This window comes from Ruegeria sp. BHSC223 (genome assembly GCF_059613025.1).
The window spans coordinates 78,833-100,807 of the sequence record NZ_JBXWRR010000001.1 but is presented as its reverse complement, the minus strand read 5'-3'; the positions used below and the strand labels follow the sequence as shown (position 1 = coordinate 100,807).

The following is a 21,975-nucleotide window of genomic DNA, read 5'->3' as shown; positions in this document are numbered from 1 at the left end:
TTAAGAGCGAACATAATTCCGGCCCGTATCCGGGTCGGGACGATAATCCCAGGCGGTGCCGTTGCGCTGCATGGCGGCGTTGACCACCTGTTTGAGCGGCAGCCGCTCCCAGACCTCGCGCGCGATCCGCTCCAGATCGAAATTGCCGCCGGTGATCACCCGGTCGAGCCGCGCCTCGGTTTCGGCAAGGTCCGGCTCTCCGGCGCGGTTGTGCCATTCGCCCGGATCCTCGGCCAGATTGTAGAGCTGCGGCGCCGAACCGTGGCAGTAGTGATATTTCCAGTCCCCCAGCCGCACCATGAAACTGGGCCGCATGATGCCCTCGCCATGGTATTCCGAGACGATGGGCACGGTGTCCAGCTCCTGCCCCAGCACCGCGCCCAGCAGGGATCGCCCCTCGAGCGGCGCGACCGGTGTCTGACCGGCCAACTCGATCAGCGTGGCCGGCAGGTCCAGCAGCGACACCGGCGTGTCGATCCGGCCGGGTGCCGCGCCGGGCAGGTCGATGATCAGCGGGATGCGTGCCGACCATTCGTAAAGGCTGCGCTTCTGGATCAGCCCCTTTTCACCGAGCATCTCGCCATGATCCGAAGTGACGATGATCACCGTCTCGTCGCGCTGACCGGTCTCGTCGAGCACCTCGAGCAACGCACCGATCTTGTCGTCGACATAATGGGCCAGCGCCGCAAAGCCGCGCCGCATGGCGATCAGGTTCCGGGGGTCGCGAATCTCGTGGCCGCGCTGATGCAGGCCGTGCCAGCGCCGCAGCGCGTGATCGAACTCGGAATAGCGCGCGTCCATGTCACCCGGATAGTCCGGCAGCGGGATATCGGCGTCCTTGTACATCTCCCAATAGGCGCGCGGCACCACATAGGGCGGATGCGGGTTGGTAAAGGAGACGGTGAGCATCCACGGACTGTCCGGGGCGTGGCGCAGGTATTCCAGCGCCCGAAACTGCGTCTCCTCGTCGTATTGCAGCTCTTTCGACCAGCCGGGCCCGATATTTTCGGCCAGGTATTGCGGCGTGAAATCAAAGGCCTGGAACGAGGCGTCCCCTTCGGGCGGCAGCGGATAGGACCACAGAAATCCCGAAGGGTAGATATCGGGGTTCAGACGCCGCTGAAACCCGTGCAACTGGTCGGCGCCGATGAAATGCATCTTGCCCGACAGCACCGTTTCATAGCCCGCATTGGTCAGGTAATGGGCAAAGGTGGGAAGGAAACTGTGATAGGGATCGCCATTGTCGTAGCAGCCCGTGGTCGAGGTATAGAGCCCGGTCATGAAACAGGATCGGGCCGGCACACAGATCGGGCTAGGCGTATATGCATTGGTGAACTGCACCGCGCGGTCGGCCAGCCGGCTCAGATGACGGGTGCGCGCACCGGTACCGCCGCAGGCCTCGAGCATGAAGGGCGTCATCTGATCGGCCATGACCAGCAGGATGTTGGGCCGTTTCCGCGTTGCCATCAGGCGTCCTTTCAGCTCGGGAAGGGTCGCAGGCAGGATGGACTGCCAAAGGGGGCGGTGTCAGCAAGGAAATTGACGTACCGCCCCCGAGCTTACCAGGGGTTTTTCGGCCCCCGATCCTTGGACAGGCTGTCCTGCCGGTCGCTCACAAGCGCCTCGATTGCATCGGCCAGATGGATGCGGTCGATATTGTAGTCACCGCGCGCCACCCGGATCCGGTGCGCGCGGATCAGCACATCGGCATGGGTGCAACCCACCGGCGGCTCGAACCGGTAGCTGGCCAGTTCAATCAGGAGGCCCAGCGGATCCTTGAAATAGATCGAATCCATGAACCCCCGGTCGCGGGGGCCGGAATGCTCGATGCCGCGTTCGTCCAGACGTTCGACCGCCTGCCAGAAGGTCGCCTGTGACACATTGAAGGCGATGTGATGCACGCAACCCGGATCGGTGGGCGTGCGGTCGGGCGTGCCCTTGCGCGTCTCGTTGGTAAAGACAGTGATCAACCGCCCGTCGCCGGGGTCGAAATAGACATGGCCCTCGTCCGGGTTGTCGAGATTGGGCTGGTCAAAGACAAAGGGCATGCCCAGCACCCCCTCCCAGAAATCTATCGTGCTCTGCCGGTCGGCACCGGTCAGGGTGATGTGATGCACGCCCTGGGTCTGCAACTTGCGCATTGTTGTCCTCCTCTGATCCCCGATCAAAGCATAGCGCAAAGGCGCAATGTCTCAATCTCCGGGCGTTGCAGTCCCCCAGAGCACCTGTACAGCGTGCCGGGTGGCGTCATCGGCGGGAAAGAACATCTCGATCCTGAGTTCGGACATGGCAATATCTCCGGTGGCGCCGAACTGGGTGATCGTGGTGAAGAAGGAGAGCACCGCCTCGCCCAGCCGATAGCGGGCCGGGATCACGGCGGGCATCGGCTCTTCCGCGGTACCGGGCTGGGCGGCGACCCTGTCCGCCAACCGGGCCACCGCCTGTTCCAGCACCGGGTCCTGCCCAAAATGTGCCAGTTCGGTGCGCAGGCGCGCCAGGCTCAGCCGTTCGACCTCGGCCCGGTTTTCCAGCGCCGCCGCAAGGGCGGGATTGTCCAGAAGCGCGTCGATCAGGCTGTCGCCCGCGCCCAGCCCGGTGGCCGCGAACATCGCCGTGGCGGGTTTGTTCATCGCCTTGAGGCACCAGTGCCGATCCACCGCCATCGCCGGATAGGGTGCGTGGCGGCTGAGCATCCAGTCCACCGCCTGTGTCAGTGGCGCCATTTCGGGCGCATCGCCTGCCCGGCTGTGATAGGCAGGCGCCAGCCCCGCCGAGGTCAGCCAGCGGTTGCGGGCGCTGCCCGGCACCTCCAGCTCGTCACAGAGCCGCAGCACCATGCCCCGGCTGGGCCGGGCTCGGCCGCTTTCCAGAAACGAGATATGGCGCGGTGAGACACCTGCCGACAGGCCCAGTTCCATCTGGCTCATCCGGCGCAACTGGCGCCATTCCCTCAGCACATCTCCGAATGTATCTGTCATCCCTGCCCTCCGCTTGCCCCAGCATAAGGGATCGGGCGCGGATTTCACTTACCCCTCAGGTAATTGTTTTGCCGCGATGTGTGGTGGCAGGCTGACCCCAGCATCAGAAATGGAGAGTTGAGATGACCCATGATCGCGCCACCCGCCTGTTGTCGTTCGCCGCTGTTGTCAGCGCGCTGTTCGGGCTGGCGATGTTCGCCACCATCGCGCTGGACCAGCGCGCGCCCTTCGAAATGTTCCTGGACCTTGCCATTTTGCCGCTGGACGGGGCAGACCGGCTGGACAGCGCCGCCGTGCGGTTGATGACCGCGATCAGCGGCGGTTTGCTGGTCGGGCTTGGGGTGATGATCTGGCAGGTGGTGCGCGACGTCTATGCCCGCGACCCCGAGACCGGCGGGCGGATCATCCTGCGCGGGGTGCTGGCCTGGTTCGTGATCGACAGCGCCGGATCGGTGCTGGCCGGGGCCGCGTTCAACGTAGTGATGAACAGCGGATTTCTGGCCCTGTTCCTGGTGCCGTTGCTCGGGCGGCGTGCGCAAGGGACGCCGTCCACATCCGCCCCACGCAAATAGGGCCGCCCCCGTTTGCCTCCGAAATAGCCCAGCCAAAGCGGTTGATCCGTGTATCGCGCGCTGTGGAAAACATTTTTGCTTTTCAGTCAGGGAACCAAAGCGGCCAAAGCGGCGTTCATCCTTCACACAACAAAATTTGGTATGGAGTATGGATCCGATGCGGTATCACGCAACGGCACTGGCATTGCTCGTGCTGACGACAACCACCCCCGCCCAGGCAGCTTGTATTGACGACAACAGCGCCGATGCGTCTTGCAACGCGCCGTCTCCGGCACGTTTCATGACCGTTGACCCTTCCTCAGGCGGCCTGAGCGCAGGAGCCCGCCTGCCAGACAACGCGATGGTGTTGATCAACACCGCCTATTACGGGCTTCCACCGGTCGAGAGCGGCTGGTGGTATTTCAAGGCCGATGGCCAGATCTATCGCGCGAACCCAAGTTCACGCGTCATTCTGGAAAGGGTCACGCATCTGGCCAATGCCGCGTTCAAGTCGTGAGCGCGCCGCGTCTCACTCTGCCGCCACCCGCTCGGGGTTGAGCATCGGTTTCAGGTAGCGCCCGGTATGGCTGCGTTCGGTCGCGGCCACATCCTCGGGCGTTCCCTGGGCCACAATCATGCCACCGCCATCGCCGCCCTCGGGGCCGATGTCGATGATCCAGTCGGCGGTTTTGACCACGTCCAGATTGTGTTCGATCACCACCACCGTGTTGCCCTGTTCGACCAGCTCATGCAGCACTTCGAGCAGTTTGCGCACATCCTCGAAATGCAGGCCGGTAGTCGGTTCGTCGAGGATATAGAGCGTACGACCGGTCGATCGGCGGCTGAGCTCCTTGCTGAGCTTCACCCGCTGCGCCTCGCCGCCCGAGAGCGTCGTGGCCTGCTGGCCGACCTTGATATAGCCGAGACCGACGCGCGACAGCGCGTCCATCTTCTCGCGGATCGAGGGCACCGCCTTGAAGAACTCCTGCGCATCTTCCACAGTCATATCAAGCACATCGGCGATGCTCTTGCCCTTGAACTTCACCTCCAGCGTCTCGCGGTTATAGCGCGCGCCCTTGCAGGTTTCGCAGGTGACATAGACATCGGGCAGGAAATGCATCTCGATCTTGATGACACCGTCGCCCTGGCAGGCCTCGCAACGGCCGCCCTTGACGTTGAAGCTGAACCGTCCCGGCTTGTAGCCGCGCGCCTTGGCCTCGGGCAGGCCCGCGAACCAGTCGCGGATGGGCGTGAAGGCGCCGGTATAGGTGGCGGGGTTTGACCGCGGAGTGCGCCCGATGGGACGCTGGTCGATGTCGATCACCTTGTCGAGGAACTCCAGCCCCTTGATCGTTTCGCAGGGCGCGGGCGTCTGGCGGGCACCGTTCAGGCGCATGCTGGCGGTCTTGAACAGGGTCTCGATGGTCAGCGTCGACTTGCCGCCGCCCGAGACGCCGGTGACGCAGACGAATTTGCCCAGCGGGAAATCGGCGGTGACCTCGCGCAGGTTGTTGCCGGTGGCCTTGACCACCGTCAGTTTCTTGCCATTGCCCGGGCGGCGCTCGGCCGGGACCGATATCTCGCGGCTGCCTGACAGGTATTGCCCGGTGACCGAGGCCGCATCGGCGGCGATCTGCGCCGGCGTGCCGTGGCTGACCACCTGCCCGCCATGCACACCCGCGCCGGGGCCGATGTCGAACACATAATCGGCCTCGCGGATCGCCTCTTCGTCGTGTTCCACCACGATCACCGTATTGCCCTGATCCCGCAGGTTCTTGAGCGTGGTCAGCAGCCGGTCATTGTCGCGCTGGTGCAAGCCGATAGACGGCTCATCAAGCACATAGAGAACGCCGGTGAGGCCCGAGCCGATCTGAGACGCCAGGCGGATGCGCTGACTTTCGCCCCCCGACAGGGTGCCACTTGAACGCGACAGCGTAAGATATTCCAATCCCACGTTATTCAGGAAACCCAGCCGCTCGCGGATTTCCTTGAGGATGGCGCGTGCGATCTCGTTCTTTTGCGCGCTCAGCGCGGCGGGTGCGGTGTCGATCCAGGCATAGGCCTCCTTGATCGACATCTGCACCACCTCACCCACATGCAGGCCCGCGATCTTGACCGCCAGCGCCTCGGGTTTCAGCCGGAAGCCGCCGCAGGCACCGCAGGGGCGGTTGTTCTGATATTGCTCGAACTCCTCGCGGATCCAGTTGCTGTCGGTCTCGCGATAGCGGCGTTCCATGTTGGGAATGACGCCTTCGAAACTGCGGGTGACCTGATAGACGCGGCCGCCCTCGTCATAACGGAACTGGATTTCCTCGTCGCCCGAGCCACGCAAAAACACCTGCTGCACCTTTTCGGGCAGATCCTTCCAGGGGGTGTTCTTGTCGAACTGGTAATGGCGGGCGATGGCCTCGATGGTTTGCAGGAAATAGGGCGACTTGCCCTTGCGCCAGGGCGCCAGCGCACCGTCATAGACCTTGAGGCTCTGATCGGGCACCACGAGGCGTTCGTCAAAGAACAGCTCGACCCCCAGACCGTCGCATTTCGGGCAGGCACCATAAGGCGCGTTGAACGAGAACAGGCGGGGTTCGATCTCGGGGATGGTAAAGCCCGAGACGGGGCAGGCAAAGTTTTCCGAAAAGGTGATGCGTTCGGGCTCGCCCTCGCTGGGTGCGGTTTCCAGGATGGCAATGCCCGAGGCGAGGTCGAGCGCGGTGCGCAGGCTGTCGGCCAGCCGGGTTTCCAGCCCCTCGCGCACCACGATGCGGTCGACCACCACGTCGATATCGTGGCGGAATTTCTTGTCCAGCGTCGGCGGCTCGTCCAGCTCGTAGAACTGGCCATCCACCTTGACCCGCTGAAAGCCCTGCTTGCGCAGTTCCAGAAACTCCTTGCGGTATTCGCCCTTGCGGTCGCGCACGATGGGGGCCAGCAGATAGCCGCGCGTGCCCTCCTCCATCGCCATGATGCGATCAACCATGTCCTGCACCTGCTGCGCCTCGATGGGCAGGCCGGTGGCCGGGCTATAGGGCGTGCCGGCGCGCGCGAACAACAGACGCATATAGTCGTAGATCTCGGTCACCGTGCCGACGGTCGAGCGCGGGTTCTTGCTGGTGGTCTTTTGCTCAATGGAAATCGCAGGCGAAAGACCGCTGATATGGTCCACATCCGGCTTTTCCATCATGTCCAGGAACTGGCGCGCATAGGCCGACAGGCTTTCGACATAGCGTCGCTGCCCTTCGGCATAGATGGTGTCAAAGGCCAGGCTCGACTTGCCAGAGCCTGAAAGGCCGGTGATCACCACCAACTGATCGCGCGGAATATCCACGTCGATCCCCTTGAGATTATGCTCGCGCGCGCCGCGTACCTCGATGAACTTCTGCTCAGCCATGAACTGCCCTCGGACCCAATGCCACAGAGATAGGCGAAGCGCCGTGAGTCTCCAACCCGATTAACAGAACGTAAAGGGAACAAATGTAAGATGCAAAGGTTTTGACATTGCATTCAATTGATTGAATGTTAAATTGGCGAAAACCCGCAATCACTCGGACAGATTCCAGATGTTCTTTTTCCGCAAACCCGCCCAGCCCGGCCTTAGCGTCAGCGAGGCGGTCGAGGCGGCCAGCCGCGGTGACCTGCTGCTGATCGACGTGCGCGAAACGGGCGAGCTGGCCGCCACCGGAAAGGCCGCCGGTGCTCTGCATATTCCGCTTATGCAGTTGAGCGCGCGTGCCGATCGCCGCCACCCGGAATTCGAACCGCGGCTGGAGGGCGCAGAGCGTATCGCGGTTTATTGCGCCTCGGGTGGGCGCTCCGCCCGGGCGCGCAAACTGTTGTTGTCTCTGGGATTTACCGAGGTGCACAACTTGGGAGGCTTGGCGCACTGGGCTCGCGCTGGCGGCCGGATAGAACGAGTCTGATCGGATCGGCAGGCCCGCTCCCCGAAAATCGGACTCTGCGAGATGCCTCTGGTTGAACCTGACGCACAATCGCTGCTCCATGTCTCCCTCGGTTCTGGGCTGTCAGATCATTGCCTACCTCAAAACCACGATCACGAAACAAAAAACCTCTCCCAGGTGACTGGGAGAGGGTCAATTTCGTTTCACAAATTATCGATCTTACATGTGAATGACGCGACCGTATGCGTCGAGAACGCTTTCGTGCATCATCTCGCTCAGCGTCGGGTGCGGGAAGACCGTGTGCATCAGGTCCTCCTCGGTGGTCTCCAGCTGTCGGCCCACAACATAGCCCTGGATCATCTCGGTCACCTCGGCGCCGACCATATGGGCACCCAACAGCTCGCCGGTCTTGGCGTCGAAGATGGTCTTGACCATGCCTTCGGCCTCACCCAGGGCAATCGCCTTGCCATTGCCGATGAAGGGGAAGCGACCGACCTTGATGTCGTATCCCAGCTCCTTGGCCTTGGCCTCGGTATAGCCGACCGATGCCACCTGAGGGTGGCAATAGGTGCAGCCCGCGATGCTTTCGGGTTTGACCGGGTGGGCGTGCTTGCCCGCAATCAGTTCGGCCACCATGACGCCCTCGTGAGACGCCTTGTGCGCCAGCCAGGGTGCGCCGGCGATATCGCCGATGGCATAAAGCCCCTCGACCCCGGTGCGGCAATAGGCGTCGGTCACCACATGGGTGCGGTCGATCTTGACCCCCAGCGCTTCGAGCCCGAGGTTTTCCACGTTGCCGACGATGCCCACGGCAGAAATCACGGTGTCGAACTCCATCTTCTCGACCTTGCCGCCAGCCTCGATATGGGCGGTCACCTTGCCCTTGGTGCGGTCGAGCTGCTTGACCATGGATTTCTCCATGATCTTCATCCCTTGCTTGACAAAGCTCTTCTTGGCAAAGGCGCTGATTTCGGCGTCTTCCACCGGCAGAACACGGTCCATCACCTCGACCACGGTCGTGTCGGCGCCCAGCGTGTTGTAGAAGCTGGCGAATTCGATGCCGATGGCGCCCGAGCCGATCACCAGCAGTTTCTTGGGCATCCGCACCGGTTGCAGCGCGTGTTTGTAGGTCCAGACCAGATCGCCGTCCGCCTCAAGCCCCGGCAACTCGCGCGCGCGGGCGCCGGTGGCCAAGACGATGTTCTTGGCGGTCAGATCCTGGGCTCCCTTGTCGGTCTTGACCGACACCTTGCCCTTGGCCGGGATCGTCGCCTCGCCCATCACCACGTCGATCTTGTTCTTCTTCATCAGGTGGCCGATGCCCCCCGAAAGCTGCTTGGCCACCCCACGCGAGCGTTTCACCACCGCGTCGAGGTCATAGCCGATATTGTCGGCCTTCAGCCCGAACTCCTTGGCGCGCTCCATCAGGTGGAACACTTCGGACGAGCGCAGCAGCGCCTTGGTCGGAATACAGCCCCAGTTGAGGCAGATGCCGCCCAGATGCTCGCGCTCGACCACACAGGTCTTGAGCCCCAGCTGCGCTGCACGGATGGCGGCCACATAGCCCCCCGGTCCGGCACCGATTACGATCACGTCATAGGATTTTTCAGCCATGTTCTTCCCTCGGCCAGACCCGCTCTGAAAACTAGTTTACCATTAAACTAATTTTTTGCACACATCAACAGTACTCCTCCGCGACAAATGTGACGCAGAGACAGCGGCGATACACCCGCCATGCCAGCCTATACCGGCACCGGTCTTTGCGCTAGAACCGAGGGCAGGACTGGCGATGTGGAGAGCGGACGTGAAGAAAACCCTCAAGGACCTGTTTCTGGCATTTCTGAATGCAACGCTGATCCTGGTGGCGCTTTGCCTGTTCCTGGGCTGGCGGATGATGGCGACCGTGGACACGGTGAGTGAGCGCGTTTCCGCCGGGATCGCCGAGCTGGCACCGCTGCGGGATGAGGTCGCCGGGGTCCGGGCCGAGCTTTCCGGCCTCCGCGCCGATCTGGGCGCCGCACAGGGCACCGAGGCGGCAGAGCGGCTTAAAAACCGCCTCGATGGGCTGGAAACACGCCTGGAGGGGATGCAGGCGCGGATGACCAATCTGGCCACCCTGCCCGATCAATTGCTGGATCGCGCCTTTGAAACCGCCGCCGACCGTCTGGTGCGCGGCCTCTCGGACCTTCGCGGCTGTCAGCCGGCGTCGGACGGCGCCTGAACCTAGCTCGCCTTGCGCTGCAACTGCTGCACCGTGGCGCCATATCCGCCATGCGAGACATAGTCGGCCTCGCTCTGGGTGCTGGCCCGGTCAAGCGCCTGATTGCGATAGGGGAAGCGTCCGAATTTGCGGATCACCTCGCGATGGGCGCGTGCATGCAACAGGTTCGATGCACCTGATTCGGGCATCCGCTGGCACATCAGCCGCACACAGCGTTCCTGATCGCACAGGTTTTCGGAATGCATCATCGGCAGGTAGAAGAATTGCCGCGCTGGTTCGTCGATCTTCAGATCCCAGCCCTTGTCCACCGCACATTTGGCCGCCATCAATGCCGCCCGGTCGGTTGCAAAGGCCTGTCCCGATCCGCGGAACATGTTGCGGGGGAACTGATCGGTGAGGATGATATAGGCCAGAACCCCGCTGGGATAGGTGAGCCACAGCGAGAACCTGCCCTCTGCCGCTGCCTCCCACGTGGTCTGGAACTTGTCCCGGATCCGGGCGTCAAGCGCCTCGTCCTGAATATACCATCCAGCCGGACCCACCTCGTCCAGCCAGAATTTCAATACGTCTTCGGGGCCGACCATCGGTCTGTCTCCACTCTCCTTTGTCCCCAGGTTAATGGGGATTAAACGCTTTTTTAAAATTCTGTAACAGTAACGATTTGCAACAATGCGTCACGAAACAAGGGGAAAAATCGCCTATTTCTCCTCTTCCCCGCCCTGATCGGCCTCGAATGCCACTTCCTGCGCCATCTCGATCGCCACCGGCGAGGCGGTTGGATACATGTACGCCATCGAACTGGTCTCCTCGACCGGGGTCGAGGGGCGCTGAGTCGCGCGATAGGCGGCATAGGCGGCTGTGGCGAACATCAGCGCCGCGATGAAGAAGAAAAAGCCCGGCGGACCGAACACCCCGTCCGACATCAACCAGCCGGTGGTGACCGGACCGGCGATGGCGCCCAGACCGTTGATGAACACCAGCCCGCCCGAGGCCGCCGGCATATCGTCATAGTCGAGATAGTCGTTGGTATAGGCGATCAGCAGAGAATAAAGCGGGTTGGACAGCCCACCGATGATCAGCGCCGCCAGCAGCAGGAACTCGAACCGGCCCCCCATCACCGCGCCCAGCATGGCGCCACCGCCCCCGACCAGCGCCACAAACAGGATCAGCACCCGCCGGTCCATCCGGTCCGACAGCCAGCCCAGCGGATATTGCACCACCAGTGCGCCCACGTAAAAGGTGGCGACAAAGATCGACAGTTGCGACAGCGTCAGCCCCACATTGGCGGCATAGACCGCGCTCATCCCGAACTGGGCCGAGAACACGCCCCCCAGCAGGAACATGCCGACACAGCCCAGCGGCGAGGTCTGCATCAGTGCCTTCAGGCTCATCGGTTTGGTGCTGTCAAAGGCCGGCGTCGGCGAGATCGACAGCAGGATCGGTCCAAACGAGATCGAAACCACGATCGAGGCGATGATGAATGCCTCGTAGCCGCCCGGGTCACCCACCTGGATCAGCCCCTGGGCCACGATGATACCGGTCATCTGCACGATCATGTAAAGCGACAGCGCCTTGCCCCGGTTGGTGTTGTCGGCGGCATTGTTCAGCCAGCTTTCGGCCGTGACATAAACGCCCGAAAAACAGAACCCGATAATCACCCGCCCCAGCATCCAGACATAGGTATTGGCAAAGGCGGGATAGAGGATCATCACCGCCGAGATGAACGAGGCCAGCGCCGCGAACACCCGCACATGCCCGACCCGGCGGATCATCTCGGGCGCCATGCGCGAGCCGCCTAGGAAGCCCACGAAATAGGCCGACATCACCAGCGACATCTCGAAGGTGGAAAACCCCTCGATCTCGCCCCGCACACCCAAGAGGGTACCCTGCAGACCGTTGCCTACCATCAACAGGCCAATGCCCAAAAGCAGCGCCCATGCGCTGGAAAGAACCTGAAGCATCGTGATTGCCTTTGTGCGGTTGCGGGCACTCAGCCCAAAGTGTGAAGGGTCGAACCTCTGCTTGTGCATGACAAACGGGTCCGGGTCTCATCCGTTATCGCCTAGCCCGGCAGCAAAAGCGACGCATCCCCATAAGAGAAGAAACGATAGCGATGTGCCACCGCATGGGCATAGATTTCGCGTATGCGATCCTGCCCCATCAGGGCCGAGACCAGCATCAGCAGCGTCGATTTGGGCAGGTGAAAATTGGTCATCAGCCCGTCGGCGACGCGGAACGCAAAGCCGGGATAGATAAAGATATCGGTCTCGCCCTCCCAGGGCGCGATCCGGCCGCCGCGCGCGGCGCTTTCGATCAGGCGCAGCGCGGTGGTGCCAACCGGAATCACCCGCCCGCCCGCCGCCTTGGTGGCGGCGATCTCGGCCGCGGCCTCGGCGCTGACCCGTCCCCATTCGGCATGCATCTTGTGGGTGGTCACATCCTCGACCTTGACCGGCAGGAAGGTACCCGCGCCCACATGCAGGGTAACGTGGGTAAAGGTGACGCCGCGCGCGGCCAGCGCCGCCAGCAGCGCCTCGTCGAAATGCAACGAGGCGGTGGGCGCTGCCACCGCGCCGGAATGGCGAGCCCAGACGGTCTGGTAATCGGTCTTGTCCTGCTCGTCGGCAGGGCGTTTTGCGGCGATATAGGGCGGCAACGGCATCGCACCCGCCTGGGCCAGCGCGGCGTCGAAATCGGGGCCGGTCAGGTTGAACCGCAGATGCGCCTGCCCGTCCTTGATCACTTCAACATCCGCCGACAGATCGCTGGAAAAGCTGATGGTTTCCCCCTCACGCAACTTGCGCAGAGGTTTCGCCAGCGCGCTCCAGCCACCATCGGCGCGCGGTTCCAGCAAGGTCACCTCGATCCGGGCCGTGACCGGCCCTTGCGCGCTCTGGCGCTGGCGGGTGCCGCTCAGCCGTGCGGGGATCACCCGCGTGTCATTGAGCACCAGCCGGTCGCCCGGACGCAGCCAGTCGGGCAGATCGCGCACCACCGCATCGGTGATCGCATCGCCCCGCGCCACCAGCAGGCGCGCAGAGGATCGCGGCTGGACGGGCCGCGTGGCAATCAGGTCGTCGGGCAGGTCGAAATCGAAATCGCTGAGCTTCATGGCCCGCGCCTATAGAGCGCGCCACGTGCTTTGACCACAGGCAATTCGTCTGTCATGCCGACGACCGCTCTAGCGATCGCCGCCGTGCGACGGCTCAGGTCGCGGCGACGGGGCGGGTTGCGGCGCGGGGGCGGGCGTGCCCGCAGGGGCGGTGGGCGCGGGGGCGGCGTTTTCCTCGGGCACCGCCGGCAGGCTGGGCGCGGGCGCGCGGATCATGTCGCGCAGAAAGCCGGGCGTCAGCCCCGAGAGCGGATTGACAAAGACCTGAGGCCGTTGCATCGGCCCGGTCAGGGTATAGTTGAACCCGATCAGCCCCTCTCCCTTGCGGGTCAGCACGCTGCCGATCGCATTGAGCAGATAGATAGGCGAGACCACGCCGCGCAGGTCCAGAACCCGGTTTTCCGTATCCACGGTCCCGTTGATCGACACCCCGATTGACGGGCCGACGGCGCTGCCTTCGAGAATCGTCAGCGTTCTGGGCGTCAGCCGCATCCTGCCATCAATTTCGCCAAACAGGATGCCCTGCCCCGACATTTCGTCAAGCAACCCCACCAGCGACACCGCGTTCAAGAGCGCGGCCATGGCGGGGGCGTCGCGCACCCGCGTGTTGCGCACCCGCAGTTGAGCGTCGTAATTGCCCGGCGCGCCCACCGGCTCCATCACCAGCTGGAAGCTGCCGCCATGGGCCTGATCGAGGATCCCCGCGGCGCGGAACACCGCACCGGCATCCTCGGCCTGCAGAAACACAGCGCTGCGCGCACCCCGTCCGATCAGCTGTCCCGAAATGGGGACTTGCCCGTTCAGCGACCCGGTAAAGCGGCCATTGAGCCCGCCCCCGGTTGCGAAACTGCCCTGCATGCCGCTGAGCGCGATGGTATCGCTGACCTGCAACCGGTCGAGAGTTAGGGTCACCCCGGGGGCCACCCCACTGTCGCCACTGCTCTGCGCCGACGAGCCGCTACTCCCAAAACTGGCCTGGCGCAGGTCCAGCGTACCGCCCTGCACCGCGATATCGGGCGGGGCGCCGGCACCCCGCCCGATCAGCTCGACCGGCACCGCCAGCCAATCACCCAGCTCGAACGAGCTGAAACGGGCGCGCGCGAAACTGCGGTCGGGATTGAACTCGATACTGCCGCGCGTGCGCAGCCCGGCGGCCTCAACCTCGATCGCGTCGACCTGTCCGCCTTGTCCGAGCGTTGCCGACAACGACATCCGGCCCGCGTCGGCAGGCGGTTTCGACCAGCCCAGTTCCGGCAGCGACAGGCGCAGCCCTGACAGATCCGACTGAGCTGTCAGGCGCAACGGCTCGCCGCCGCCAATGCCCAGTGTAAATGTGGCCTCGCCGGCACCGGTCAGCATGCCATCGGGCAAGCCCAAGCGCTGTTCGCGAACCAGATCGGGGGTCACCGCGATCCGCCCGGTCAGACTACTGCGTTGGCCCTGCCCCAATGGTTGCTGCCAGCGCATGGCGACTGGAACGCTGCCAAACAGCCCCGCACCCTGCAACGCGATCCGGTCCTGATCCCCGGTCACCTCAAGCCGGGGCGCCGAGACCGGCGTACCGGGAACCAACACCTCGCTGGCCACCTCAGCGAGCACGCCGGAGAGGTGAAACTCCATATCCGCGATCGTCACCTTGTCCTTGAGAGGCAGCGCCAGCGTTCCGGTCAAGCGGGCCTGGCCCTGCGCCAGATCGACCGGCAGGTTGGCCTTGTCGAGGATGCTGAGCGGCGGCTCGTTCAGCAGCGACAGCGCGGCCGTGACCGGCCCGCTCGCCGTGATCCGGGCAATGCCCGGCGCCGATTTGCGGATGCCGATATCGGGGATGATGAACGAGGTGCCGGTGGCGTCGATCTCGCCGCCCTGAGCGGCCACCACCACGCCCGCATCGGCGGTCACCGCGAAACGGCCACCCAGCAGGCTGGCCTGCCCGCGCGCGCGCATCAGCGGCGGCAAGGTCTTGGCATAACGGATCTGTGCCTCGGCAAAATCGAAATCAGCATAGAGGTCCGGCTTCTCGCCGGGGCGAAGCCGGAGCGCGAGGTCGAGATCGCTCAGCTGCGCCTCGACCAGGTTATCGGTCACCCATTCGCGCGGTTTCGGCGCCACGGTTTCCGGCCAATAGGAAAGCACTTGCGCCGGTGTGATCGCGTCCAGCTGCGCGTCGAGCGCCAGTTGCCAGCCCTCGGGCGCGGCCCCCAGATCCCCGTCCAGCCGCAGGGTCCGGCCATCGTCGATCACATCCATTCGCCCGATCCGCAGGCGGAACGGGTTGAGGGTCATCTGGAAATCGACCTCGGCCCGGTCGACTGTCAGCGGCTCGGGATAGACCCCGGCGGGATTGACCCGCAGACCATGCAGGCCGAACTGTCCCACCAGCCGGTCGAGCCGCCCATGCTCCACCCCATCGAGATAAGCGACCCCATCCGCCTGGGCGGCGCCCCAGGCGCTGTCCACCGCCACCTCGGCAAAGCTCAGCCGCTGCTCGGCCGGGTCATAGGTAAAATAGGTGCGCGCCGAGGCGAAGGGAATCGGCCGCGTGTTCGGGTTGGGTTGCAGCGCCCCGCGTCCGATCTGAAGCGTGGCCGAAATCGGGGTCAGCGCGCCCGCCGCGTCGAACCCACCGCGAAGCGCGCCCGAAATCGGCGCATCCAGCACCTGCAACCAGGCCAGCGCGGGCGCCTGGGCCGCGATATCGGCGGCGGCCAGATCCTCGATCGAGATGCCGAAACTGGCCGAGGGCTGGCCCAGCGTGCTGGTATAATTGGCCTCGAACCGGCTGGCATAGTCGCGCCCGCTGAGCAGCGTGAACTCGGTGGCGATGCGCAGGTCGCCGCCACCTCGGGTAACCAGAACCTGACCGCCATCCAGCGTCCAGCCGCGCCCCTGGCGCAAATCTTCATAGTCGAGCGACACTGCCGTCAGTTCGACCGAGCTGAGCGCGTCAAGCTGCGGGAGCAGGAACACGGCATCGAAGGATTCCAGCAATTGCGCGAATGTCGGCGCCTGCCCGACCGAACCGCCACCCTGCCCGCCCAGCGACAGCGAGAACTGCCCCTGGGCATCGCGCCGCAGCGTGGCCGAGGCGCCATTCAGCACGATCCGCTTAGGCTGGACCTGACCGCGCAACAAGGGACGCATCGCCAGGCTGGCCTCGGCATCCGCAAGCCGGGCGATCACCCGGCCACCCGCATCGGAAAGCTCGAGATCGCGCAGGCGCAGACGTGGGCGCCAACCTTTGTTGATCACGAAGTAGACGCCGCCAAACCGGATGCTGATCCCGTCCAGCGCCTGGGTCAGCCGCGTCTCGACCCGCGATTGCAGCCAGGGTGGCGCCTGAAGGGTCTGGCCCAACAGCATCAACCCGGAAAAGACCGCCAGAAACACCAACAGCACGGTGCCGCGCATCGCCCATAGCAACGTCACCCGCCGGCGGCTGCGGCGCGGTTTTGCGGGGTCGGCCCCGTCCGAGGTCTTGTCGATGTCTTCCAACTTCTCCGCCGCGACCTATTATGCGCGTAACCTAGTCATGAAACCCAGCCGGAGTGCCCCGATGCCCGACGTCACAGATATTGCCCCCGAATTCACGCTTCCCCGCGATGGCGGCGGCGAGATCAGCCTGTCCGACCTGCGCGGTCGCGCGGTTGTTCTGTTCTTCTATCCCCGCGATGATACTCCGGGCTGCACCAAGGAATCCATCGGCTTTTCTGTGAACCTGCAGGCCTTTGCCGATGCCGGTGCCCAGGTGTTGGGGATCTCGCGCGATACGGTGGCCAAACATGACAAATTCGTCGCCAAGCACGGGCTGACCACACCGCTGCTGTCGGATGCCGAAAGCGATGTCTGCGAGCGCTATGGCGTCTGGGTGGAAAAGAACATGTATGGCAAGAAATCCATGGGGATCGAACGGTCGACCTTTCTGATCGACGCCGAGGGCCGGATCGCGCGCGTCTGGCGCAAGGTCAAGGTTGCCGGTCATGTGGACGAGGTGCTGGACGCGGTGCGCGCCCTGTGAGCCTGACCCTGACCGAAATGGCCGTCGAGGTGCTGACCACCGCCGACGGACGCGCCAAGACCGAGCTGTCGCGCCGCCACGCCGCCTCATGGTTTGCCGCCCGTAAGGGTGAAGCCGACCCGATCGCGGTGGGCACTGCGCACCCGCCACTGCATCCCGCCCGGCCCGAGCGGCCCGAACTGCTCAGCCCCCGCGACGTGCCCCGCAGGCGTCCGGGGTCCGAGGCCGGGCGCATCGCACTGTTGCATGCGGTCGCGCATATCGAACTGAACGCGGTCGACCTGCACTGGGACGTCATCGCGCGCTTCGGCCATGTAGCGATGCCGGTTGGGTTCTACGACGACTGGGTGAAATGCGCGGACGAGGAATCCAAGCACTTCAATATGGTCTGCGATGTTCTTGAGAATATCGGCAGCCATTATGGCGCCCTTCCGGCCCATGCCGGCATGTGGCGCGCCGCCGAAGATACCGCCGAAGACCTGATGGGCCGGTTGGCGGTGGTACCCATGGTGCTCGAAGCGCGTGGGCTGGATGTGACGCCGGGGATGATCGACATTTTCCGCAAGGCCGGGCTGACGCAGGCGGTCGCCGCGCTCGAGGTGATCTATGCCGAGGAAGTGGGTCATGTGGCCTATGGCTCGAAATGGTTCCACTTCCTGTGCGGGCGCGAGAATACCGATCCCAAGGACGCGTTCCACGCGCTTGTCCGGCGCTATTTCCACGGCGCGCTGAAGCCCCCCTTCAACGAGGAAAAACGCGCCGAGGCGGGACTCCCGCCCGATTTCTACTGGCCGCTGGCCGAGGAAACACCCCAGCGCGAACGGGGTATCTAGCCGGATTACCCCATGCAAACGCATGGTTTCGGCGGTTTTTCGCCGAAACCGGACCGCGATGGGCGCGCTTTCCCCTCATCTGGTAAAGAAACTTGCCCGATCGGCACCACGCCGGTATTCACACGGGCTATGGCCCCGACACCACTCACTCATTTGCCGGGGCTCGCTTAGGGGCAACAAGGGATGGGCGCGTGCGAACACGTCTGGCGATCAAAATCCACTCGTTTCTGGAAAAAAGATTTCCTGAACGCCGTGTCTTTCTGAAATCCGACACCGACACACGGTTCATAAGGCTCCGGCCTGAAACTCAGTTGATCGCCTTTGGCGGCGCAACGCTGCTGGTGGCCTGGACGATTGTCGCCACCGCGATCCTGCTGATGGACAGTATCGGCGCGGGAAATTTCCGCGAACAAGCCAAGCGCGACCAGGCTACGTATCAGGAGCGCCTGAACGAGCTGTCGCGCGAACGTGACGCCCGCGCCGAGGAGGCAGTCGCCGCACAACAACGGTTTAACGCGGCGCTGACCCAGATTTCGGCGATGCAGACAGAGCTGCTCGCCTCGGAGAACCGTCGGCGCGAGTTGGAAACCGGTGTCGAAGTGATCCAGACCACACTGCGCTCGACGATGAAACAACGCGAGGTCGCGCGGGCAGAGCTGAAGCGGCTGCACGCAAACACCGAAGGGTCAGCCGCCGTGCAGCAGGTGGCCGCCGAAGTGCCTGCGCAGATGGATTTCATGGCCGCCGCACTGGAACGCACCGCCGAAGAACGCGACAGGATTCGCGCCGACGCGCAGTCGGCGCTTGATGCGCGTGCCGAGCTGGAGCTTGAAATCAAGTTGATGGAAGAGCGCAACGACCAGATCTTCCGCCAGCTTGAAGAGGCAATGACGATTTCGCTGGAGCCGCTGGACAAGATGTTCCGCAGCGCCGGCATGCCCACCGACCGCATTATCGAAGAAGTGCGGCGCGGCTATAGCGGCCAGGGCGGGCCGCTTACCCCTTTGTCCTTCAGCACGCGCGGTGAGGAACCCTCAGCCGACGAACTTCGCGCGAATGAACTGCTTCAGCAGATGGATCAGCTGAACCTTTACCGGATCGCAGCCGAACAGGCGCCCTTTGCGTCGCCGGTCCGCGCCGCGGTGCGTTTTACCAGCGGTTACGGCTATCGGCGCGACCCCAAGACAGGCGGCAAACGCATGCATAACGGGTCGGATTTCGCGGGCAAGCACGGCACCGACATCCATGCGACCGCCGATGGCGTGGTCACCCATGCGGGCTGGCAGTCGGGGTTTGGCAAGCTGATCAAGATCCGCCACGCCTTCGGGATCGAGACCTATTACGCCCATAACTCGCAACTCCGTGTAAAGGTCGGCCAAAGGGTCTCGCGCGGGGATCATATTGCTGATATGGGTAGCACCGGTCGGTCCACCGGGACGCATCTGCACTACGAGGTGCATGTCAACGGAAGACCCGTTAACCCCATGACTTACATCAAGGCTTCACGCAATGTTTTCTAAGAGCAAAATCAACGAGCCCGCCCCCAAGGCCCCCGAGGCGGCCAAACCCGCTGCGCCTGTGGCTCCTGCCGCACCCGCTCCGAGCGATTACAAGGCAGCTGCGCCCAAGCCCAAGCCACCGGCCTCGATCCTCTCCTCGGATCTGCATATCACCGGCAATATCAAGACCTCTGGTGACATCCAGGTCGAAGGCTCGGTCGAGGGCGATATCCGCGCGCATCTGCTGACCATCGGTGAGACCGCCACCATCAAGGGGGAAGTGACCGCCGACGACGTGGTGATCAATGGCCGGATCGTGGGCCGGGTTCGGGGCCTCAAGGTGCGCCTGACCTCGACCGCACGGGTCGAAGGCGACATCATCCACAAGACCATCGCGATCGAGAGCGGTGCTCATTTCGAAGGTTCGGTACAGCGTCAGGACGATCCGCTGAACCCCGGTCGCGCAGCAAAGCCCGGCGCGAACCCGGCCGCAGCCGCCCCGGCGCACAAGCCCGAAGGTGCCTGAGACCTCTCTCTTTCAGAACATACAAAGCGCCGCGGGCCTCCCGCGGCGCTTTTGATTTGGCGCAACGGTCGACCCGGGCAGCACCAGATTTTTCGTCTAAAAATCTTGGCCCGCCCGGCCGCGCCGGATCGGCTCAATCCGCGCCCAGCATCCATTCGCCCTGGGGCCAGAACGCGTGAAAGGCAAAGGCGAACATCACGTCATGAGGCAGATCGCTCCCCCGCCCGTCGCGCACCCTGATCGACCCCACATCACGCCCCTTACCGATCTGGGACGTATCAAGGGCCGACGCCTGCCCCGCGCGCCATTCAAAGCGTATCCCCGCCTCCTCCAGCACCCCGGCCTCGGCCAGCCGTGTCAGCGGCCAAGCCCGTTCACCTACCCGAACCACCCGCGCCAATGCCGGGATACCATGCGGCGGTGCCTTGCCATCATAGAGAAAGGGGCGCAGGGCACTGTCATAGCTCACATAGGGGTTACGGCCATAGGCGCGGCGAAACGCCGGCTCGGCCATCACCAGACCGTCTGGATAACGGGCGCGGAACTGGTCCCAGCTCTCCATCCAGCTGGGCAGCGGCGTCAGTTCGATCCCCGTCAGCCTGCCCACGATCGCCAGCCCCTGCGCCTGCTGCCACCAGCTCTGTGTCTGGCGGTCATACATCACCATGTCCGAGTTGCGCAGCTTGCCGGTCACCCCGAACTCCAGCTCTCCCGCCGGGCTGCGCCGGTCGAAGGTCAGGCCCGAATTGCACAGCGGGCAGAAGGTCACGGCCACCGGCACCGTGCCGATGCGGTCATTGACGATCTCGTGCCACATCAGATAGCGCAGCGGATAGGCCCGTGCTGCATGTCCGGACAAGGCCACGGTGATCACCGGCTCGCGCCCCTCAAGGTCCGTCACCTCGGTAGCACTCAGAAACGCGGGATCGCTCAGCGCAGGGATACCATCCTTGGGCGGGCCGCCCGACTGGATCTCGCGCCAATGCGCTACGCTGGTCTTGTCGAAATCGGTATCGGGCCACTCATGGCGCCAGATCTCCGGTCCGGCCAGAACGGGCAGCGCCAGCCAGATCGCAAGAAAGAGGGAAAGAAGGCGCATGCCGGGACCTCTGAGGTTCGCATTTCCGATCCATGGTCACCGCACCGATGGCATCGCGCTACCCCACACACGCAAAAGTGAGGCCGCCGGTGCCCCGAAACGAGGCGCCGGCGACGCATAATCAGTCGGTCACGCTGACCGTTTTCATCTGATCGGGCTGGCCGATCACCGAGCCGTTGGGACCGGTGCCGCGCTTGATCGCGTCAACCACGTCCATGCCGCCGGTCACCTTGCCCACCACCGTATATTGACCGTCCAGGAACGGCCCCGGTGCGAACATGATGAAGAACTGGCTGTTGGCGCTGTTGGGGTCCTGCGCGCGGGCCATGCCCACCACACCGCGTTCATAGGTGATATCCGAGAACTCGGCCGGCAGGTCGGGCCGGTCGGACCCGCCCCGCCCGGCAAGGCGCATGTCGCCGCCCATGCGGCCATATTGCACATCGCCGGTTTGGGCCATGAACCCGTCGATCACCCGGTGAAACACCACCCCGTCATACGCGCCCGAAGCCGCCAGCGCAGTGATCTGTTCCACATGTTTTGGGGCCACATCCTCGAGCAGGTCGATGGTGACGGTGCCATTGGCCTCGCCCGCCACCTCGATCTTGAGGCCGGTCGCGCCCGCCGGAACGGCGAACAGCGCCAGAAGGGCCGCAAGCTTATACATCTGCGGCCACCTTGACGCTGATCATGCGATCGGGATTCGCAGGCGGCTCGCCGCGGGTGATCGCATCCACATGTTCCATCCCCGAAATCACCCGGCCATAAACGGTGTACTGGCCATTCAGGAAATGGTTGTCCTTGAAGTTGATGAAGAACTGGCTGTTGGCCGAGTTCGGATTGGCCGAGCGCGCAGCACCCAAGGTGCCCCGGTCATGCGGCAGTTTCGAGAATTCGGCCGGCAGATCAGGCAGCGAGGAACCACCGGTGCCCGCGCGGCGGATGTTGAACCCGTCTTCCATGTCGCCGTTGGCCACATCGCCGGTCTGCGCCATGAAGCCGTCGATCACCCGGTGAAAGCAGACATTGTCATACTCGCCGGCGCGCGCCAGCTCCTTCATCCGCTCGGAATGTTTGGGCGCCACGTCGGGCAGCAGCTCGATGACGACATTGCCGTCCTTCAGCTCGACGATGATCGTGTTTTCGGGATCCTTGATTTCGGCCATCGGGCCCTCCTGTCACTGTGTTTGCCGGGAACCTAACCATCACGCGCGGGATCGACAAGGCACGCCATTGACGGGGGCG

General features: G+C 63.9%; 20 protein-coding genes. 8 read left to right on the top strand and 12 right to left on the bottom strand.

What is annotated here, in order from left to right; translation table 11 throughout:
* The 3 genes from AC2FNY_RS00530 to AC2FNY_RS00520 all read right to left on the bottom strand — a co-directional run bounded on the left by AC2FNY_RS00530 (nt 1) and on the right by AC2FNY_RS00520 (nt 2,978).
* Nucleotides 1-1,467, bottom strand: coding sequence for a sulfatase-like hydrolase/transferase (locus AC2FNY_RS00530; RefSeq protein ID WP_496801304.1), 1,467 nt, complete (start codon nt 1,465-1,467; stop codon nt 1-3).
* Nucleotides 1,468-1,559: 92 nt separating this feature from the next.
* Entirely contained in the window at nt 1,560-2,141 is a 582-nt protein-coding gene (locus AC2FNY_RS00525) for a VOC family protein (protein WP_234136937.1), read from the bottom strand.
* Between the two features lie 51 nt (nt 2,142-2,192).
* Entirely contained in the window at nt 2,193-2,978 is a 786-nt protein-coding gene (locus tag AC2FNY_RS00520) for an MmyB family transcriptional regulator (RefSeq protein WP_496801303.1), read from the bottom strand.
* Nucleotides 2,979-3,100: 122 nt separating this feature from the next.
* Between AC2FNY_RS00520 and AC2FNY_RS00515 the strand changes: the two genes are divergently transcribed.
* Nucleotides 3,101-3,550: an excinuclease ABC subunit A gene (locus AC2FNY_RS00515; protein WP_496801302.1), complete on the top strand. Its 450-nt coding sequence runs from the start codon at nt 3,101-3,103 to the stop codon at nt 3,548-3,550.
* Nucleotides 3,551-3,707: 157 nt separating this feature from the next.
* Nucleotides 3,708-4,046 (top strand): hypothetical protein, encoded by a 339-nt coding sequence (locus tag AC2FNY_RS00510; protein WP_496801301.1) that lies wholly within the window; start codon nt 3,708-3,710, stop codon nt 4,044-4,046.
* Between the two features lie 12 nt (nt 4,047-4,058).
* Here AC2FNY_RS00510 and uvrA read toward each other — a convergent pair whose 3' ends face one another.
* Nucleotides 4,059-6,917, bottom strand: coding sequence for an excinuclease ABC subunit UvrA (gene uvrA / locus AC2FNY_RS00505; RefSeq protein ID WP_496801300.1), 2,859 nt, complete (start codon nt 6,915-6,917; stop codon nt 4,059-4,061).
* A gap of 169 nt (nt 6,918-7,086) precedes the next feature.
* Between uvrA and AC2FNY_RS00500 the strand changes: the two genes are divergently transcribed.
* On the top strand, nt 7,087-7,446 hold the full coding sequence (locus tag AC2FNY_RS00500; RefSeq protein ID WP_234136944.1) for a rhodanese-like domain-containing protein: 360 nt from the start codon (nt 7,087-7,089) through the stop codon (nt 7,444-7,446).
* A gap of 198 nt (nt 7,447-7,644) precedes the next feature.
* Here the strand turns inward: AC2FNY_RS00500 and lpdA are convergent, their stop codons facing one another.
* On the bottom strand, nt 7,645-9,039 hold the full coding sequence (gene lpdA, locus AC2FNY_RS00495) for a dihydrolipoyl dehydrogenase (protein WP_496801299.1): 1,395 nt from the start codon (nt 9,037-9,039) through the stop codon (nt 7,645-7,647).
* Between the two features lie 190 nt (nt 9,040-9,229).
* Between lpdA and AC2FNY_RS00490 the strand changes: the two genes are divergently transcribed.
* A complete protein-coding gene (locus AC2FNY_RS00490) occupies nt 9,230-9,646 on the top strand; it encodes a hypothetical protein (RefSeq protein WP_234136946.1) in 417 nt (138 codons plus the stop codon).
* A gap of 2 nt (nt 9,647-9,648) precedes the next feature.
* Here AC2FNY_RS00490 and AC2FNY_RS00485 read toward each other — a convergent pair whose 3' ends face one another.
* The 4 genes from AC2FNY_RS00485 to AC2FNY_RS00470 all read right to left on the bottom strand — a co-directional run bounded on the left by AC2FNY_RS00485 (nt 9,649) and on the right by AC2FNY_RS00470 (nt 16,250).
* Nucleotides 9,649-10,230 (bottom strand): DUF924 family protein, encoded by a 582-nt coding sequence (locus AC2FNY_RS00485; RefSeq protein ID WP_234143955.1) that lies wholly within the window; start codon nt 10,228-10,230, stop codon nt 9,649-9,651.
* A 114-nt stretch (nt 10,231-10,344) separates the two neighbouring features.
* Nucleotides 10,345-11,607, bottom strand: a complete 1,263-nt coding sequence (locus tag AC2FNY_RS00480) for an MFS transporter (protein ID WP_234143953.1) — start codon at nt 11,605-11,607, stop codon at nt 10,345-10,347.
* Between the two features lie 101 nt (nt 11,608-11,708).
* Nucleotides 11,709-12,758, bottom strand: coding sequence for a tRNA preQ1(34) S-adenosylmethionine ribosyltransferase-isomerase QueA (gene queA, locus AC2FNY_RS00475; RefSeq protein ID WP_496801298.1), 1,050 nt, complete (start codon nt 12,756-12,758; stop codon nt 11,709-11,711).
* A 69-nt stretch (nt 12,759-12,827) separates the two neighbouring features.
* Nucleotides 12,828-16,250: a YhdP family protein gene (locus AC2FNY_RS00470; protein WP_496801297.1), complete on the bottom strand. Its 3,423-nt coding sequence runs from the start codon at nt 16,248-16,250 to the stop codon at nt 12,828-12,830.
* Nucleotides 16,251-16,311: 61 nt separating this feature from the next.
* Between AC2FNY_RS00470 and AC2FNY_RS00465 the strand changes: the two genes are divergently transcribed.
* The 4 genes from AC2FNY_RS00465 (at nt 16,312) to AC2FNY_RS00450 (ending at nt 19,631) form a co-directional block, all read left to right on the top strand.
* Nucleotides 16,312-16,773, top strand: coding sequence for a peroxiredoxin (locus AC2FNY_RS00465; protein ID WP_234175558.1), 462 nt, complete (start codon nt 16,312-16,314; stop codon nt 16,771-16,773).
* A 17-nt stretch (nt 16,774-16,790) separates the two neighbouring features.
* Entirely contained in the window at nt 16,791-17,606 is an 816-nt protein-coding gene (locus AC2FNY_RS00460; protein ID WP_496801692.1) for a ferritin-like domain-containing protein, read from the top strand.
* Nucleotides 17,607-17,797: 191 nt separating this feature from the next.
* Nucleotides 17,798-19,126, top strand: a complete 1,329-nt coding sequence (locus AC2FNY_RS00455; RefSeq protein ID WP_234136954.1) for a DUF5930 domain-containing protein — start codon at nt 17,798-17,800, stop codon at nt 19,124-19,126.
* Nucleotides 19,116-19,631 carry a bactofilin family protein gene (locus AC2FNY_RS00450; protein WP_234136955.1) on the top strand — a complete coding sequence of 172 codons (516 nt, stop codon included), beginning with the start codon at nt 19,116-19,118 and terminating at the stop codon, nt 19,629-19,631. Before AC2FNY_RS00455 ends, AC2FNY_RS00450 begins: the two co-directional genes overlap by 11 nt.
* Before the next feature lie 133 nt (nt 19,632-19,764).
* Here the strand turns inward: AC2FNY_RS00450 and AC2FNY_RS00445 are convergent, their stop codons facing one another.
* The 3 genes from AC2FNY_RS00445 to AC2FNY_RS00435 form a co-directional block, all read right to left on the bottom strand.
* Nucleotides 19,765-20,730 (bottom strand): DUF3179 domain-containing protein, encoded by a 966-nt coding sequence (locus AC2FNY_RS00445; protein ID WP_234166423.1) that lies wholly within the window; start codon nt 20,728-20,730, stop codon nt 19,765-19,767.
* Nucleotides 20,731-20,851: 121 nt separating this feature from the next.
* Entirely contained in the window at nt 20,852-21,397 is a 546-nt protein-coding gene (locus AC2FNY_RS00440) for a peptidylprolyl isomerase (protein WP_234136958.1), read from the bottom strand.
* A complete protein-coding gene (locus tag AC2FNY_RS00435; protein WP_234136959.1) occupies nt 21,390-21,896 on the bottom strand; it encodes a peptidylprolyl isomerase in 507 nt (168 codons plus the stop codon). Before AC2FNY_RS00435 ends, AC2FNY_RS00440 begins: the two co-directional genes overlap by 8 nt.
* Between the last annotated feature and the right edge of the window lie 79 nt (nt 21,897-21,975).